Genomic DNA, 14,587 nt, shown 5'->3' with positions numbered 1-14,587 from the left:
GCCGAGGCCCTCGCCGACGCGCTGCGGGTGGCGGAGAGCCGAGGGCGCGGGCTGCAGCGGCTCAACTGAGCGCGCCGAGGACAGAAGGGCGGCGACCGCTCACGTATGTTCCAGAGCAGTCGCCAGTACCTCCGCCAGGTGCCGCCCCCGTACGCCCGCCAACTGCTCCAGTTGCGTGCGGCAGGAGAAGCCGTCGGCCAGGACGACCGCCTCCTCCGGCGCCTCCCGGACCGACGGCAGGAGCCGGTCCTCCGCGCAGGCCCGGGAGACGTCGTAGTGGCCCTTCTCGAAGCCGAAGTTGCCCGCCAGGCCGCAGCAGCCGCCCGCCAGTTCGCCGGTGAGGCCGGCCGCGGCGCGGAGCCGGCGGTCCGGCGCCTCGCCCAGCACCGCGTGCTGGTGGCAGTGGGTCTGGCCGGTGACGGGGCGGTTCACGGACGGCGGGGTCCAGTCCGGGGCGTGCCGCTCCAGGGTCTCCGCGAAGGTCAGGACCCGTGCGGCGAGCCGCGCCGCGCGGGGGTCGTCGTGGAGGAGTTCCGGGGCGTCGGTGCGCAGGGCCGCCGCGCAGCTCGGTTCCAGGACGACCAGCGGGGCGTCCGTGGCCAGGACCGGCTCCAGGAGGTCGAGGGTGCGGCGCAACACCGCGCGGGCGCGGTCGAGCTGGCCCGTGGAGATGTACGTCAGGCCGCAGCAGACCCGGCCCCTGCGGGCCGCCAGCAGGGACAGGGCCGAGCGGCTGCGGGCGTCGCCCACCGGGCGGCTCCCCGGCCGCAGTGTGGGCGGCAGCACCACCCGCAGGCCCGCCGCCTCCAGCACGCGCACCGCCGCCCGGCCCACCGACGGCGACAGGTGCTCGGTGAACGTGTCCGGCCAGAGGACCACCGGCTTCCCCTCGCCGGAGGGCGCTCCCCGCCCCCGCCACCACCGCGTGAACGTCTCCCCCGCCACCCGGGGGATCTCCCGCTCCCCCGCGATCCCGCCCAGTCGCTTCGCCGCGCTCGCGAGCGGACCCACCGAAGCCAGAGCGTTCACCACCCCCGCGGCCCGCGTCCGCGCGACCCAGCCCAGCCACACCGGCAGCCACCCCATCGCATAGTGCGCGGCCGGGCGGCGCCGGCCCGCGTAGTGGTGGTGCAGGAACTCCGCCTTGTACGTGGCCATGTCGACCTCGACCGGGCAGTCCGAGCGGCAGCCCTTGCAGGACAGGCACAGGTCCAGGGCGTCCCGTACCTCCGTGGAGCGCCAGCCGTCGGTCACCAGCTCACCCGCGAGCATCTCGTGCAGCAGGCGCGCGCGCCCCCGCGTGGAGTGCTGTTCCTCCCCCGTCGCCCGGAACGACGGGCACATCACCGCCGGCCCGGACACGGACGTCGTACGGCACTTGGCGACGCCCACGCAGCGGCGCACCGCCGCCGAGAAGTCGCCGCCGTCGGCCGGGTAGCCGAAGGCGACGTCGACCGGTTCGCGCGGGAGGACGGAGAAGCGGAGGTTCGTGTCCAGGGGCGCGGGGCGGACCAGCATGCCGGGATTGAGCAGGTCGTCCGGGTCCCAGACGGCCTTCACGCGCTCGAAGAGGGCGACCGTCTCCGCGCCGTACATGCGCGGCAGGAGTTCCGCGCGGGCCTGGCCGTCGCCGTGCTCGCCGGAGAGCGAGCCGCCGTGCGCCACGACCAGATCGGCCAGCTCCTCCGAGAAGCGCCGGAAGCGGGCGACGCCCGGCGCGGTCAGCAGGTCGAAGTCGATGCGGACGTGGATGCAGCCGTCCCCGAAGTGCCCGTACGGGGTGCCGCGCAGCCCGTGGTCCGCCATGAGGGCCCGGAAGTCGCGCAGGTACGCGCCGAGCCGGGCGGGCGGCACCGCGCAGTCCTCCCAGCCGGGCCAGGCCTCCGTGCCGTCCGACCTCCGGGTCGCCGTACCGCTCGCGTCCTCCCGGATGCGCCACAGCGCGCGCTGCCGGTCCGGGTCGGTGACCACCAGCGCGTCCACGGCGTCCGCCGCGCGGACGATCGTCTCCGCACGCGCGCGTGCCTCCGCCTCCGTCTCCCCGCCGGTCTCCACGAACAGCCAGGCCCCGCCGCGCGGAAGGTCCGCCGCGGCCGGCACCAGGTCGGCCGCCATGCCCTCCACGGTCAGCGGACCGAACGGCAGCAGCCCCGCCGCCGCCTCCGCGGCCCCGCTCTCGTCCGCGTACGCCAGCACGGCGAGCGCACGCGCGCGGGGTGCCCGTACGAGGTCCACGACCGCCTCCGTGAGCACGCCCAGCGTGCCCTCCGAGCCACAGAAGGAGCGGGCGACGTCGGCTCCCCTCTCGGGCAGCAGGGCGTCCACGGCGTATCCGGAGATACGGCGGGGCAGCTCCGGGAAGCCGGTGCGCAGGCGGGCCAGTTCGCCGTCCACCAGGTCCCGCAGTCCCGCCGGGGCGCCCGCCCACGCCCGTCCCGGTCGCAGCCGCTCCCCGCGCGGGGTGACGACGGACAGTTCGCGCACGCTGTCGGCCGTCGTGCCCCAGGCCACCGAGTGGGAGCCGCAGGAGTTGTTGCCGATCATGCCGCCGAGGGTGCAGCGGCTGTGGGTGGAGGGGTCCGGCCCGAAGCGCAGGCCGTACGGGGCGGCGGCCTCCTGGAGGCGGTCGAGGACGAGACCGGGCTGGACGACCGCCGTGCGCGCCCGGGGGTCGAGGGACAGCAGACGGTTCATGTGCCGTGTGAAGTCGAGCACCACACCCGTGCCGGTCGCCTGCCCCGCGATCGAGGTGCCGCCGCCACGCGGCACCACGGGGACGCCGTACGTCCGGCACACCGACAGCGCCGCCGCCACGTCGTCGGCGTCCCGTGGGGCCACCACACCGAGCGGCACCCGGCGGTAGTTGGAGGCGTCCATCGTGGTCAGCGCCCGTGCGGTCGTGCCGAAGTCGACCTCGCCGCGCACGGCCGCCCGCAGCCCGGCCGACAGTTCCCGGTGATCCGTCATGCCCTCAGGATGCCTCCGCCGGGGGCCGGACGGCGGGCGACGGCACACACGTCCCGCGACGCCGGGAAGGACCCGGGGCACGCACGCGAAGGGTCCATTACCGAAAACGGAAGCGGAATCTTCCCAAGTCGATCACGAACTCTCATATAGTGACCGCGAGTTGCGCGCAGTTGTCGGACCCCGTTCGGAAAGCGACCCCCGAATCAGGTCCGGTATCGCCATCGAGCCCGCCCGGGGGCCGCGCAGACACGACGGCGCACGCCCGCGGACCGACCGAGGACCCGACCGAGGACCCTGATTGATGACCTCCCCCCTGCTCCCCGGTGACCGCCCCACCCTCCGCGGCCTGCTGCCCGTTCCCCTGCTCACCGCGGCGGTCGCCGCGATCGCGGTCCTCGCCGCCGTCCTCCTCGGGCCGGACGACGCGATCACCGCTCTCGCCGTGGCCGGCACGGTCGCCGCCGTGCTGCTGTGCGCGGCGGCCACGGTGGCCACGTACGCCGTCCTGTCGGCGCGAGCCACCCGGGCACGGCTGGACGCCGTCACCCAGGACGTCGGCCGGCTGCTCCAGGAACGCGCCCGGCTGACGGAGGAGTCCCGCCGCCAGCACGAGCGGTTGACCGGCGAACTCACCCGCGAGCGCGCCCGGTTGTCCGCCGAGCTGGACCAGGAGCGCAACCACCTCGCCGAGACCCTGGCCGCCGAACGCGACCGTCTCACCGAGCAGCACGCCGCCGACACCGCCCGCCTGACGCGGGACCACGCCGACGAGCGGGCCCGGCTCACGGACGACCACGCCGCCGCACTGAGGCGGCTCGCCGAGGAACACGCCGAGAAACTGCGCCTCATCACCGAGGAACACGACGCCCACACCGCCCGGTCGGCCCGCGACCACGCGGAGGAGCGCGACCGGCTGGCCGAGGAGCGGGACCGGCTCAGGGCGGACCGGGACCGGCTCACCGCGGAGAACGCGCGGCTGACCACCCGGCTGCGCGAGGCCGACGGCGCCCGGGCCGCCGCGCTGTCCGCGACCGCCAACGCGGCCGGCCGCATGCAGGCCCTCTCCACCGGCATGCTCGCCGACCTGCGCGCGATGGAGGAGAAGCACCACGACGAGGAGGTCCTCGCCGACCTGCTCCACCTCGACCACCGCACCGCGCAGGCGGGCAGGCTCGCCGACTCCGTCGCCGTCCTCACCGGCGCCCGTTCCGGCCGCCGCTGGGCCCGGCCCATCGCCATGGAGTCGATCCTGCGCGGCGCCATGGGCCGGATCAGCGGCTACCAGCGGATCAGGGTCCACTCCGCCAGCGACACCGCGGTCGCCGGACACGCCGCCGAGGGCGTGATGCACGCGCTCGCCGAACTCCTCGACAACGCCGCGAACTTCTCGCCGCCGACCGCCGAGGTCCACGTGTACGTCGAGGAGGTCCCGGCCGGGGTCATCGTGTCCGTCGAGGACAGCGGGCTCGTCATGGGCGAGGCGCAGCTGCGTCGCGCCGAGCGCGCGGTCTCCGGCGAGTCCGCCGAACTCGGGGGCCTCACCGGCACCCGGCTCGGTCTCGCCGTGGTCGGCCGGCTGTCCCGGCGGTACGGACTCCGGGTCTCCTACCGGCCCTCGGCCCGCGGCGGCACGGGCGTCCTGATGCTCGTCCCGCAGGACATCCTCGTACCGCCGGACGCGGCCCCCGCGACCCCGGCGACGACCGGCAGCACCACCACATCGATACCCCGCACCACCACGACGACCGGCACCACCGCCACGCCGGCACCCCGCACCACCGCGACGACCGGCACCACCGCCACGTCCGCAGCCCGCACCACCGCTTCGGCCGACACCCCGTCCGTCCCCGCGACTCCGGCCGCGCTCACCGGGACGCCCGGCTCCGGAACCCCGGAGCCCTCGGCGGACGAGGCGGCCCGCACCCTCCCCCACCGCCACGGCCACCGCGCGGAAACCGCCACCGGCCGGCCGGAACCGGAGACGAGCCACGTCACCGCGCACGACGGCGACACCGCGGGCGACGGCGGCACCGACACCGCCCCGGCGGACCGGCCGACGATCCCCGGGAGCACCCGCCCCGCCCTCTCCTACGCGGCATCCCGCGCGGGCGCCGACCTCGACCCCGACCCGGTGCCGACCCACGAGTCCCCGGACCGGGGCTCCGACGCACCCCCGCTCGTACTGCCCCGCCGCCGCCGGGGCCGGACCCTCGCCGAGGCCGAGCGCACGCGTCCGGGCGGCCGTGACACCACCCCCCGGCCCGCCCCGACCGCCGAGGAGACCAAGGCGCGCACCGCCCGCTTCAGCAGCTTCCGTCAGGCCGTCCGCCCTCCCACCCCGGACGACACGGCCGACCCGGACACCGGCACCACCACCGACGCGACCCCCGAAGCACAGCCCACCCCCGCGACCCCGGAAGGCGACACCACCTCATGACCGGCACGACGACCGCCGACGAGAAGCTCACCTGGCTGATAGAGGGCCTGCTGGAGCGCACGCCGGGCGCACGGCACGCGCTCGTGCTCTCCCGTGACGGCCTGAAACTGTGCCGCACCCCGGAGCTCTCCACCGACCAGGCCGACCAGCTCGCCGCGATCGCCGCCGGCATCCAGTCGCTGTCGCACGGCGCCTCCGTCGAGTTCGGTGACGGCAGCGGCGGCGTGCGCTCGGCGATGACCGAGTTCTACGGCGGCGTGCTGTTCATCGTGGAGGCCGGCGAGGGCGCGCACCTGGCCGTGGTCACCACCGAGGACGCGGACGCCGGGCTCGTCGGGCACAACATGAGCGAGCTCGTGGAGCAGCTCGGCGAGCACCTGACCGCGCAGCCGCGCACCTCATGAGCAGGCCCGGCAGGGACGACGCCCCGGACCGGCTCTACACCCTCACCGGGGGGCGCAGCCGGTCCGGTCCCGACAACCCCTTCGACCTGGTGACCCTGGTCGTCGCCGAGTGCGATCCGGTGCCCGGCATGCAGTCCGAGCACGCGGCGATCCTGCGGCTGACCGAACGCCCCACGGCGGTCGTGGAGATCGCGGCCGAGCTGAAGCTGCCCGTGAGCATCACCCGGATCCTGCTCTCCGACCTACAGGCGGCGGGCCGGGTCAGCGCCCGTCACCCCCGCAAGGCCGCCGTACCCGACCCCGACATCCTGGAACAGGTGCTCGTTGGACTCCGCAACCTCTGAGACGCGTACGCCGCTCGACGCGTCGGCCGACAACGGCCTGAAGATCGTGGTCGTGGGCGGCTTCGGCGCCGGCAAGACGACGATGGTCCGCTCGGTCAGCGAGATCCGTCCCCTCAACACCGAGGAGACGATGACCCAGGCCGGGGAGGCCGTCGACGACACCAGCGGGGTGAGCGGCAAGACCGCGACCACCGTCGCCTTCGACTTCGGCCGCATCACCCTCGACACGCGCAACGTGCTGTACCTGTTCGGCGCACCCGGGCAGGAACGCTTCTGGTTCCTGTGGGACCGGCTGTTCTCCGGCACGCTCGGCGCGGTCGTGCTGGTCGACACCCGGCGCATCGACGACTCCTGGTACGCCATCGACCGGCTGGAGAAGCACGGCACGCCGTTCATCGTGGCCTGCAACGACTTCGGCGGGCCCACCTTCACCCCGCAGCAGATCCGCGAGGCCCTCGACCTCGACCCGCACGTGCCGCTGGTGAACTGCGACGCGCGGTCGCGGGAGTCCAGCAAGATCGTGCTGATCACGCTGGTGGAGCACATCCAGGCCCTGTACGCCGACCCGGCCCGAGCCCCCCGTCAGGAGCTGGTGTGAGTCCCGCCTCCGTCCCCAACGCCGTCCGTTTCCAAGGGTCCCTGCTCCAGGACGACCCGGCCCGCGTGTACCGGGAGATGCGACGCGAACACGGCAGCGTCGTCCCGGTGGTGCTGGACGGGGACGCCCCGGCGTGGCTGGTGCTCGGCTACCGCGAGCTGCACCAGATCACCGGCGACCCGGTGCTGTTCAGCCGCGACTCCGATCTGTGGAACCAGTGGGAGAACATCCCCGACGACTGGCCGCTGCTGCCGATGATCGGCCGTAAGCAGCCGTCGATCCTGTACACCGTCGGCGAGCGGCACCGCGAGCGGGCCGGGATGCTGGGGAACGCGCTGGAGGCGGTCGACCCGTTCGAACTGCGCGGGTACGCGGAGAAGTTCGCCGACGAGCTCATCGACGGCATCTGCTCCGAGGGCACCGCCGACCTGATCGGCGAGTTCGCGATGCTGCTGCCGGTACGGGTACTGGCCCGGCTCTTCGGCTTCTCCGACGAGGAGGGCCCGGGCCTGGTCACCGCCCTCAACGACATGATCGACGGGCGGGAGCGGGCCCTCGCGGGCCAGACCCACCTGTTCACGTCGATGACGGAGCTGGTGGCCGCCCGGAAGAGCGCGCCCGCCGAGGACGTCGTGTCCCGGATGCTCGCCGACTCCTCGGGCTTCACCGAGGAGGAGATCGTCCAGGACATGATGGTGATGCTGGCGGCCGGGCACCAGCCGACCGCCGACTGGATCGGCAACTCGCTGCACCTGATGCTCACCGACGCCCGGTTCGCCGCCTCCCTCTTCGGGGGCCGCAACAGCATCGCCGAGGCGATGAACGAGGTGCTGTGGGAGGACACCCCGACCCAGAACGTGGCCGCCCGCTGGGCGTCCCGCGACACCCAGCTCGGCGGTCGCCGCGTCCGCGCCGGCGACATGCTGCTGCTCGGTCTGCAGGGCGCCAACTCCGACCCGCAGGTGCGCACCGACGGCTCGGCGCTGACCGGCGGCAACAGCGCGCACTTCTCCTTCGGTCACGGGGAGCACCGCTGCCCGTTCCCGGCGCAGGAGATCGCCGAGGTGATCGCCCGGACCGGCATCGAGGTCGTACTGGACCGGCTGCCGGACATCGACCTCGCGGTGCCGGCCGCGCACCTGGCCCGCCGCCCGTCGCCGTGGCTGCGCGGACTGTCCGAACTCCCGGTCACGTTCACACCCACTCCCGCCCTTGGAGGCTCGCTCGCATGACGGCTGGTACGGACACCATGACGACCGACACCGGACAGACCCGTATCCCCCTCGACCCCTTCGTCTCCGACCTGGACGGGGAGAGCGCCGCGCTGCGGGCCGCCGGGCCGCTGGCCGCCGTGATGCTGCCGGGTGACGTACCGGTGTGGGCGGTCACGCACCACGCGGAGGCGAAGAAGCTGCTCACCGATCCGCGCGTGGTGAAGGACATCAACGTCTGGACCGCCTGGCAGCGCGGCGAGATCGCCCCCGACTGGCCCCTGATCGGGCTGGCCAACCCGCCCCGCTCCATGCTCACCGTGGACGGCGCCGACCACCGCCGGCTGCGCACCCTGGTCGCGCAGGCGCTCACGCCCCGCCGGGTGGAGCGGATGCGGGAGCGGATCACGGAGCTGACCGAGGGCCTGCTGGACCGGGTGGCCGCGGAGCCCGGCGACACGGTCGACCTGAAGGCGGTGTTCGCCTACCCGCTGCCGATGTACGTCATCGCCGACCTGATGGGTCTGGCGGAGGAGCGGCTGCCGCGCCTGAAGGAGCTCTTCGAGAAGTTCTTCTCCACCCAGACCCCGCCCGAGGAGGTCATCGCGACGCTGACCGAGCTGGCCGGGATCATGGCCGAGACGGTCGCGGACAAGCGGGAGAACCCGGGCGACGACCTGACCTCCGCGCTCATCCAGGCGTCGGAGGACGGCGACAGCCTCACCGACGAGGAGATCGTCGCCACGCTCCAGCTGATGGTCGCGGCCGGCCACGAGACGACCATCTCCCTCATCGTCAACGCGGTGGTCAACCTCTCCACCCACCCGGACCAGCGGGAGCTGGTGCTCTCCGGCAAGGCGGACTGGTCGGCGGTGGTCGAGGAGACGCTGCGGTACGCCACGCCGACGTCCCACGTCCTGATCCGGTTCGCGACCGAGGACATACCGGTGGGCGACAAGGTCCTGCCGGCCGGTGACGCGCTGATCGTGTCGTACGCCGCGATCGGCCGCGACGAGCAGGCGCACGGCCCGACGGCCGGTGACTTCGACATCACCCGGGAGAGTGCCAACCGGCACATCTCCTTCGGCCACGGCCCGCACGTGTGCCCCGGCGCCGCCCTGTCCCGCCTGGAGGCCGGCGTGGCCCTCCCGGCCCTGTACGCCCGCTTCCCCGGGCTCGACCTGGCGGTCCCGGCGGACGAGCTGCGCAACAAGCCGGTGGTCACCCAGAACGACCTGTACGAGCTTCCGGTGAAGCTCGGCGGGTGAACGACGCGGGTGGCGGGCGGGCCTCCCCCCGGTCCGTCCGCCACCCGTCTCACTTCCGTCCCACCGCTCGTCTCAGCGGACGGACGATCTTGCGCCCGGGTTTCCCGCAGCCGCTAGGCTCCGGTCGTGGCTGAGATCCGGATTCCTGCTGACATCAAGCCCGCCGACGGTCGTTTCGGTGCGGGTCCCTCCAAGGTGCGGACGGAAGCGCTGGACGCGCTGGCCGCGACCGGCACGTCCCTCATGGGCACCTCCCACCGCCAGGCCCCGGTGAAGAACCTGGTCGGCAAGGTGCGCGAGGGCATCCGCGAGCTGTTCCGGCTCCCCGACGGCTACGAGGTGATCCTCGGCAACGGCGGCTCCACCGCGTTCTGGGACGTCGCGACCCACGGTCTGATCGAGAACAAGTCGCAGCACCTCACCTTCGGCGAGTTCAGCTCCAAGTTCGCCAAGGCCGCGAAGCTCGCCCCGTGGCTCGCCGAGCCCACCGTCGTCTCCTCCGACCCGGGCACGCACCCCGAGGCGCGGGCCGAGGCCGGCGTGGACGTGTACGCGTTCACCCACAACGAGACCTCCACCGGCGTCGCCATGCCCGTCAAGCGCGTGACCGGTGCCGACGAGGGCGCTCTCGTCCTCGTGGACGCCACCTCCGGCGCGGGCGGCCTCCCGGTCGACATCGCCGAGACGGACGTCTACTACTTCGCCCCGCAGAAGTCCTTCGCCTCCGACGGCGGCCTGTGGATCGGCGTGTTCTCCCCGGCCGCGATCGAGCGCGCCGAGCGGATCCACGCCTCCGGCCGCCACGTCCCGGAGTTCTTCTCCCTCCCCACGGCGATCGACAACTCCCGCAAGAACCAGACGTACAACACCCCGGCCCTCGCCACCCTCTTCCTGCTGAACGACCAGCTGGAGTGGATCAACGGTCAGGGCGGACTCGACTGGTCCACGGCCCGCACGAAGGACTCCTCGACCCGCCTGTACGCCTGGGCGGACGAGTCCAAGTACGCCACCCCGTTCGTCACCGACCCGGCCAAGCGTTCCCAGGTCATCGGCACGATCGACTTCACGGACGAGGTCGACGCCGCCGCCGTCGCCAAGGTGCTGCGCGCCAACGGCGTCGTCGACACCGAGCCCTACCGCAAGCTCGGCCGCAACCAGCTCCGCGTCGCGATGTTCCCGGCGATCGACCCGGCGGACGTCGAGGCCCTGACGAAGTGCGTCGACTACGTGATCGAGCAGCTGTAGTCGTCCCGTAGGACAGGGAAGGGCGCCCCGCGGAGTCACATCGGCGGGGCGCCCTTCGTCATGCGCGTCGTCATCACACCGCAGGCAGACGCCGGAGTCAGACAGGCGGCATCAGGTCGCTCTCGCTGATCGTGTACGTCAGCGGCGGATAGACGAAGTCCGTTTCATTGTTCTCACGACGCCGCAGTCGGTAGAACTCGAGCCTCTGCTCATCGTCGGCCGGCATGAGGCGCGCGCCCTGCGGGAGGTATGCGTGTCCGTCGTGAAAGCGAACCGACGTCTTCGACGTTCGGAACGTCACACCCAACCATTGGTTGTCCGCGGCCTGGACGGGGGACTCCAACACGATCCTGTGCCTGAGTCGCCGATTCGATTCGACGGAGAAGGCGACGATGCTGTGGTGGGCGAGAGGGATCTCGAACTTCTCGTCACCGGTCATTTTCGATTCGAAGATCAGCTTTCTCGGCGGGCCCGCTTCGGGATGTCGATAGCAGGAGAAGACGGCGATGAACGACTCGTCGGCCAGATCGAGGGCTTGATCGGAGTGCTTGCCCATGGTGGTGTAAGCGTTCGTGTAGAGCTCGACGAGTGCGTTGTTGAAGCCGACCGGGAGTGCCGTACGCTCCTGGATCTGCCGCGCCAGCCGTTCGTGCACCGGCCGGAAACGCTGCGCCGGACTGCCGTATCTGGTGGTGGTACGCACGAGGGGCACACCACCCGCCTCGTCGACCTTGGTGAGCACGGCGCCTCGCCGGCCTTTTCCCACGTCTTCCCAACCGGTCGACGCGGACAGTTCCGCGAAGAGGTTCTCCTCGGTCGGCAAAGCGTACGAGAGGACCTCGCGCGAGATCCTAGACTCGGGGGGCAAGGTAGTCTCCCGTGTTCATGCTGAAGAGAAATCCGTCGCCGTAGTCGATGAAGGACGAGGTCCTGTTCTCCTCGGCGTACAGCCTGCGCAGCTCGTCCATGCCGGCCTGTGTGGGCGGCTCCAGCTCCACCAGGTCTCCGGCCGCTTTGAGGAACGTGCGGCCGTTCCTGTGTACGGCTTCGGTGCTCGAACAGCGCACCACGTATCCCAGGCGGGTCGGGAGCGATCCGGCGTCCAACATCGAGGGCCGGATCTCGTGCGCGTACAGGCGGTTGGTGGACAGCGGCATGAAGAACACGGAGCCCGGGTGGAGGGTGAGGGTGAATTGCCGGGGGAGTGTGGTCCCGTCCGGTTCCTCGGTCGGCTCCTTCAGGCGGAAGTGGAGTCTGGTCAGCCCGCTGACGCCCTTCACGCCGTAGTCGAAGGCGTCTTCAGCCAGGGGCTGCAACGTGTCGAGCCCGTCGTAGAAGGTGCAGAAGGCCATGATGCCGTTGACCGGCATGTCCTTGGTCTTGTCGGCATGGGCCGAGATCCTGGCCTTGGACTGCTTGCGGTCCGCCGTGGCGACGGTGTTGTGGTAGATCTGGGCGAGAACGTGATTCAGCGGTGCCTGGTTCCGGAAGACGGTGGCGGCCTCGCGGTTCAGGGACTCGACGATGCGCGTGTCGGTCGGGCGGAAGTTCTCCGTCGGCCCCGAGAAGTTCGTCGAGCAGCGGAGCAGGCGGAAATGCAGTTCGTCGTCGTTTCGCGTGACGGGCGTCAGATAGATTCCGCTGCGATGGGCTGTTCCGGGCTTGGTGGACTCCGTCAGGGACTGGAACGCGTGCTCCGCACGGATCCGCTCGAAGTGATCGGTGCCGAGTCCGAAGAAGCGGCGGTAGTACACGCCGAGCCCGTGGACGCGGACGGGGACTCGGCCGAGATCCGCCAGGGGCCAAGGCTGGTCGACGTCCTCGTCGTAGCCGTGCGACAGCTCCCGGACGACGAACACCCGGGCCGCCGCACGCAGTCGGTGACCGCTGATCCCGGACATGTCGCCACACAGGTAGACGGTCTTCCGCGCGAGGTCGAGCGAACCGGAGGCAAGATCCTCCGGTGCGATGGTGGTCCCGAAGAAGTCCCGGACCACGTCATGGTCTCGCAACGTCGAAGGCGCGACCAAGACGTTGCCCGCGTCATCGACGCGGGCTTCTGCCAGCTCAGCTGTGTGCATCAAACGGAACCTGCCATTCGCCGATCGTGCCGGGGTCGCTCGAACCGTGGGCATGCGACGGCCCGCCGGAGCCGTGCGACGTCCTGGGTCGGTCAGCGGCGGGCCGTGCACGATCACCTCACCAGTGTCCAGCTTCCCCTGCGCCGACGGGCAGCACCCTCCGCTGTCGGGTCAGGGCTCAGCGGCTCAGCTTCTGGAAGCGGCGTACCGCGAGCGGCAGGAAGACCGCCGTCAGGACCACCGGCCACACCCCCGCCATCAGCAGCGCGTGCTGCTCGACCCACGAGTCGCCGCTGCCGGCCGGGCTGCCGAACAGCTCGCGGGCCGCTGCGGCCGTGGAGGAGATGGGGTTCCAGGCCGCCACCCAGCCCAGCCAGTCCGGCATCAGCTGCGGGGCGACGAAGATGCTGGAGATCATCGTCAGCGGGAACGCGACCGCGAACAGCCCGCCGGCGGCCTCCGGGTTGGGCACCAGCAGACCCAGCCAGACCCCGATCCAGATCAGCGCGAACCGCAGCCACAGCAGCAGTCCGAACGCCGCCAGGAACTCCCAGCCGCCGTCCGGCCGCCAGCCCATGGCCAGCGCGGTCAGCATCATGATGGCCAGCTCGGCGCAGGCGACGACCAGATCGGTCACCCCGCGCCCGGCCACCACCGCCGAGGAGGCCATCGGCATGGAGCGGAACCGGTCGATGACCCCCTTGGTGGAGTCGTACACCACCACGGTCGCCGTGTTGATGAAGCCGAACGCCATGGTCATCACGAACATGCCCGGCATCAGGAAGTCCTTGTAGTCCCCGCCGCCGGGCACGGTCATCGCGCTGCCGAAGACATAGCCGTAGAGGAGGACCGACAGGATCGGGAAGCCCAGCTGCCAGGCGATGTTGACGGGCTGGCGCCGGTAGTGGGTGAGGCCGCGGCGGACGATGTTCCAGCAGTCCGCGAGCGCCCAGTACGTACGGCCGTGCGGGGCCGGTCCGGTCAGGTCGAGCGCGCTCACGCCGCCGCCTCCTTCTCCGTGCGGTGTCCGGTCAGGCGCAGGAACACGTCGTCGAGGCTGGGCCTGCGCAGCCCGATGTCCTCGACCCGTACGCCCTCGTCCTGGAGGGTGCGCGCGACGTCGGTCAGCGCGGCCACCCGGTCGGTCACGGGGGCGTGCACCCGCGACTCGGTCTCGTCCGACTCGGGTTCGCCGTCGGCGACCCGTGCGACCACCTTCACCACGCGCGGGATGTCGGAGCGCTCGGCGACCACGACCTCGACGCGGTCGCCGCCGACCAGGTTCTTCAGCCCGTCCGGGGTGTCGTCGGCGATGGCCCGCCCCTGGTCGATGACGGTGATCCGGGAGGCCAGCCTGTCGGCCTCCTCCAGGTACTGCGTGGTCAGCAGCACGGTCGTGCCGTCCGCCACCAACGCCCGCACGGAATCCCAGACTTCGCCCCGGCTGCGGGGGTCGAGTCCCGTCGTCGGCTCGTCCAGGAACAGCACGGCCGGGGCGAGGATCATCGAGGCGGCGAGGTCGAGGCGCCGCCGCATGCCGCCGCTGTAGCCACCGACGCCCTTGTCGGCGGCGTCGGTCAGGTCGAACCGCTCCAGCAGCTCGGCGGCCCGCGCCCGGGCCCGCTTGCCGCCGAGGTGGAACAGCCTGCCGAACATCTCCAGGTTCTGCCGCCCGGTGAGCACCTCGTCCACGGCCGCGTACTGCCCGGTGAGCCCGATCCGCGCCCGCACCTCGCGCGCCTGCCGGGTCACGTCGAGCCCGGCGACCGTGGCCCGGCCGCCGTCGAGGCGGATCAGCGTCGACAGGATGCGTACGGCGGTGGTCTTGCCGGCGCCGTTCGGCCCGAGCAGTCCGTGCACCGTGCCCTCGCGGACGGCGAGGCCGAAGCCGTCGAGGGCGCGCTTCTCGCCGTAGCGCTTCTCCAGTCCCTCGGCCCGGACCGCGTATCCGTCGTCCTTCATGGGTCCCCCTTCCACTAACTGAGTACACCGTACCCGATTGCGCGTACAGCGTACTCAGTTTTTCGGCGCG

At 72.1% G+C, this 14,587-nt stretch carries 12 protein-coding genes; 7 read left to right on the top strand and 5 right to left on the bottom strand.

The window, feature by feature from the left end:
- Window positions 1–99: 99 nt before the first annotated feature.
- The gene (locus KUM38_RS18425; protein WP_217130492.1) at window positions 100–2,967 is read right to left on the bottom strand and encodes an FAD-binding and (Fe-S)-binding domain-containing protein; all 2,868 of its coding nucleotides are present in this window, start codon (window positions 2,965–2,967) and stop codon (window positions 100–102) included.
- A 301-nt stretch (window positions 2,968–3,268) separates the two neighbouring features.
- Here KUM38_RS18425 and KUM38_RS18420 point away from each other — a divergent pair, with 301 nt between their 5' ends.
- The 7 genes from KUM38_RS18420 to serC all read left to right on the top strand — a co-directional run bounded on the left by KUM38_RS18420 (window position 3,269) and on the right by serC (window position 10,474).
- Window positions 3,269–5,404: an ATP-binding protein gene (locus tag KUM38_RS18420; protein ID WP_217130491.1), complete on the top strand. Its 2,136-nt coding sequence runs from the start codon at window positions 3,269–3,271 to the stop codon at window positions 5,402–5,404.
- A complete protein-coding gene (locus tag KUM38_RS18415) occupies window positions 5,401–5,808 on the top strand; it encodes a roadblock/LC7 domain-containing protein (protein WP_217130490.1) in 408 nt (135 codons plus the stop codon). Before KUM38_RS18420 ends, KUM38_RS18415 begins: the two co-directional genes overlap by 4 nt.
- Window positions 5,805–6,152, top strand: a complete 348-nt coding sequence (locus KUM38_RS18410; protein ID WP_217130489.1) for a DUF742 domain-containing protein — start codon at window positions 5,805–5,807, stop codon at window positions 6,150–6,152. Before KUM38_RS18415 ends, KUM38_RS18410 begins: the two co-directional genes overlap by 4 nt.
- Entirely contained in the window at window positions 6,133–6,750 is a 618-nt protein-coding gene (locus KUM38_RS18405; protein WP_217130488.1) for an ATP/GTP-binding protein, read from the top strand. The genes KUM38_RS18410 and KUM38_RS18405 overlap by 20 nt, the downstream gene beginning before the upstream one ends.
- Window positions 6,747–7,982, top strand: a complete 1,236-nt coding sequence (locus KUM38_RS18400; protein WP_217130487.1) for a cytochrome P450 — start codon at window positions 6,747–6,749, stop codon at window positions 7,980–7,982. The genes KUM38_RS18405 and KUM38_RS18400 overlap by 4 nt, the downstream gene beginning before the upstream one ends.
- Complete coding sequence (locus KUM38_RS18395) at window positions 7,979–9,229, top strand: cytochrome P450 (RefSeq protein ID WP_217130486.1); 1,251 nt, start codon at window positions 7,979–7,981, stop codon at window positions 9,227–9,229. Before KUM38_RS18400 ends, KUM38_RS18395 begins: the two co-directional genes overlap by 4 nt.
- A 126-nt stretch (window positions 9,230–9,355) precedes the next feature.
- The gene (gene serC, locus KUM38_RS18390; protein WP_217130485.1) at window positions 9,356–10,474 is read left to right on the top strand and encodes a phosphoserine transaminase; all 1,119 of its coding nucleotides are present in this window, start codon (window positions 9,356–9,358) and stop codon (window positions 10,472–10,474) included.
- A 97-nt stretch (window positions 10,475–10,571) separates the two neighbouring features.
- On the opposite strand, the gene KUM38_RS18385 is transcribed toward serC, so the two are convergent.
- The 4 genes from KUM38_RS18385 to KUM38_RS18370 all read right to left on the bottom strand — a co-directional run bounded on the left by KUM38_RS18385 (window position 10,572) and on the right by KUM38_RS18370 (window position 14,517).
- On the bottom strand, window positions 10,572–11,342 hold the full coding sequence (locus KUM38_RS18385) for a hypothetical protein (RefSeq protein WP_217130484.1): 771 nt from the start codon (window positions 11,340–11,342) through the stop codon (window positions 10,572–10,574).
- Window positions 11,326–12,555, bottom strand: a complete 1,230-nt coding sequence (locus KUM38_RS18380; RefSeq protein WP_217130483.1) for a hypothetical protein — start codon at window positions 12,553–12,555, stop codon at window positions 11,326–11,328. Before KUM38_RS18380 ends, KUM38_RS18385 begins: the two co-directional genes overlap by 17 nt.
- A 178-nt stretch (window positions 12,556–12,733) precedes the next feature.
- The gene (locus KUM38_RS18375; protein WP_217130482.1) at window positions 12,734–13,555 is read right to left on the bottom strand and encodes an ABC transporter permease; all 822 of its coding nucleotides are present in this window, start codon (window positions 13,553–13,555) and stop codon (window positions 12,734–12,736) included.
- Window positions 13,552–14,517, bottom strand: a complete 966-nt coding sequence (locus KUM38_RS18370; RefSeq protein WP_217130481.1) for an ATP-binding cassette domain-containing protein — start codon at window positions 14,515–14,517, stop codon at window positions 13,552–13,554. Before KUM38_RS18370 ends, KUM38_RS18375 begins: the two co-directional genes overlap by 4 nt.
- Window positions 14,518–14,587 lie beyond the last annotated feature (70 nt).

The organism is Streptomyces sp. AC558_RSS880, from assembly GCF_019049255.1.
GTDB lineage: Bacteria > Actinomycetota > Actinomycetes > Streptomycetales > Streptomycetaceae > Streptomyces.
Note: the sequence above shows the minus strand (reverse complement) of the source record. Positions and strands in the feature narration are given on the sequence as shown.

Excerpts from the sequence above, each read along its gene's own strand:
- KUM38_RS18425 (WP_217130492.1), bottom strand. The coding sequence starts at position 2,967 with ATGACGGATCACCGGGAACTGTCGGCCGGGCTGCGGGCGGCCGTGCGC.
- KUM38_RS18420 (WP_217130491.1), top strand. The coding sequence starts at position 3,269 with ATGACCTCCCCCCTGCTCCCCGGTGACCGCCCCACCCTCCGCGGCCTG.
- KUM38_RS18415 (WP_217130490.1), top strand. The coding sequence starts at position 5,401 with ATGACCGGCACGACGACCGCCGACGAGAAGCTCACCTGGCTGATAGAG.
- KUM38_RS18410 (WP_217130489.1), top strand. The coding sequence starts at position 5,805 with ATGAGCAGGCCCGGCAGGGACGACGCCCCGGACCGGCTCTACACCCTC.
- KUM38_RS18395 (WP_217130486.1), top strand. The coding sequence starts at position 7,979 with ATGACGGCTGGTACGGACACCATGACGACCGACACCGGACAGACCCGT.
- KUM38_RS18380 (WP_217130483.1), bottom strand. The coding sequence starts at position 12,555 with ATGCACACAGCTGAGCTGGCAGAAGCCCGCGTCGATGACGCGGGCAAC.
- KUM38_RS18370 (WP_217130481.1), bottom strand. The coding sequence starts at position 14,517 with ATGAAGGACGACGGATACGCGGTCCGGGCCGAGGGACTGGAGAAGCGC.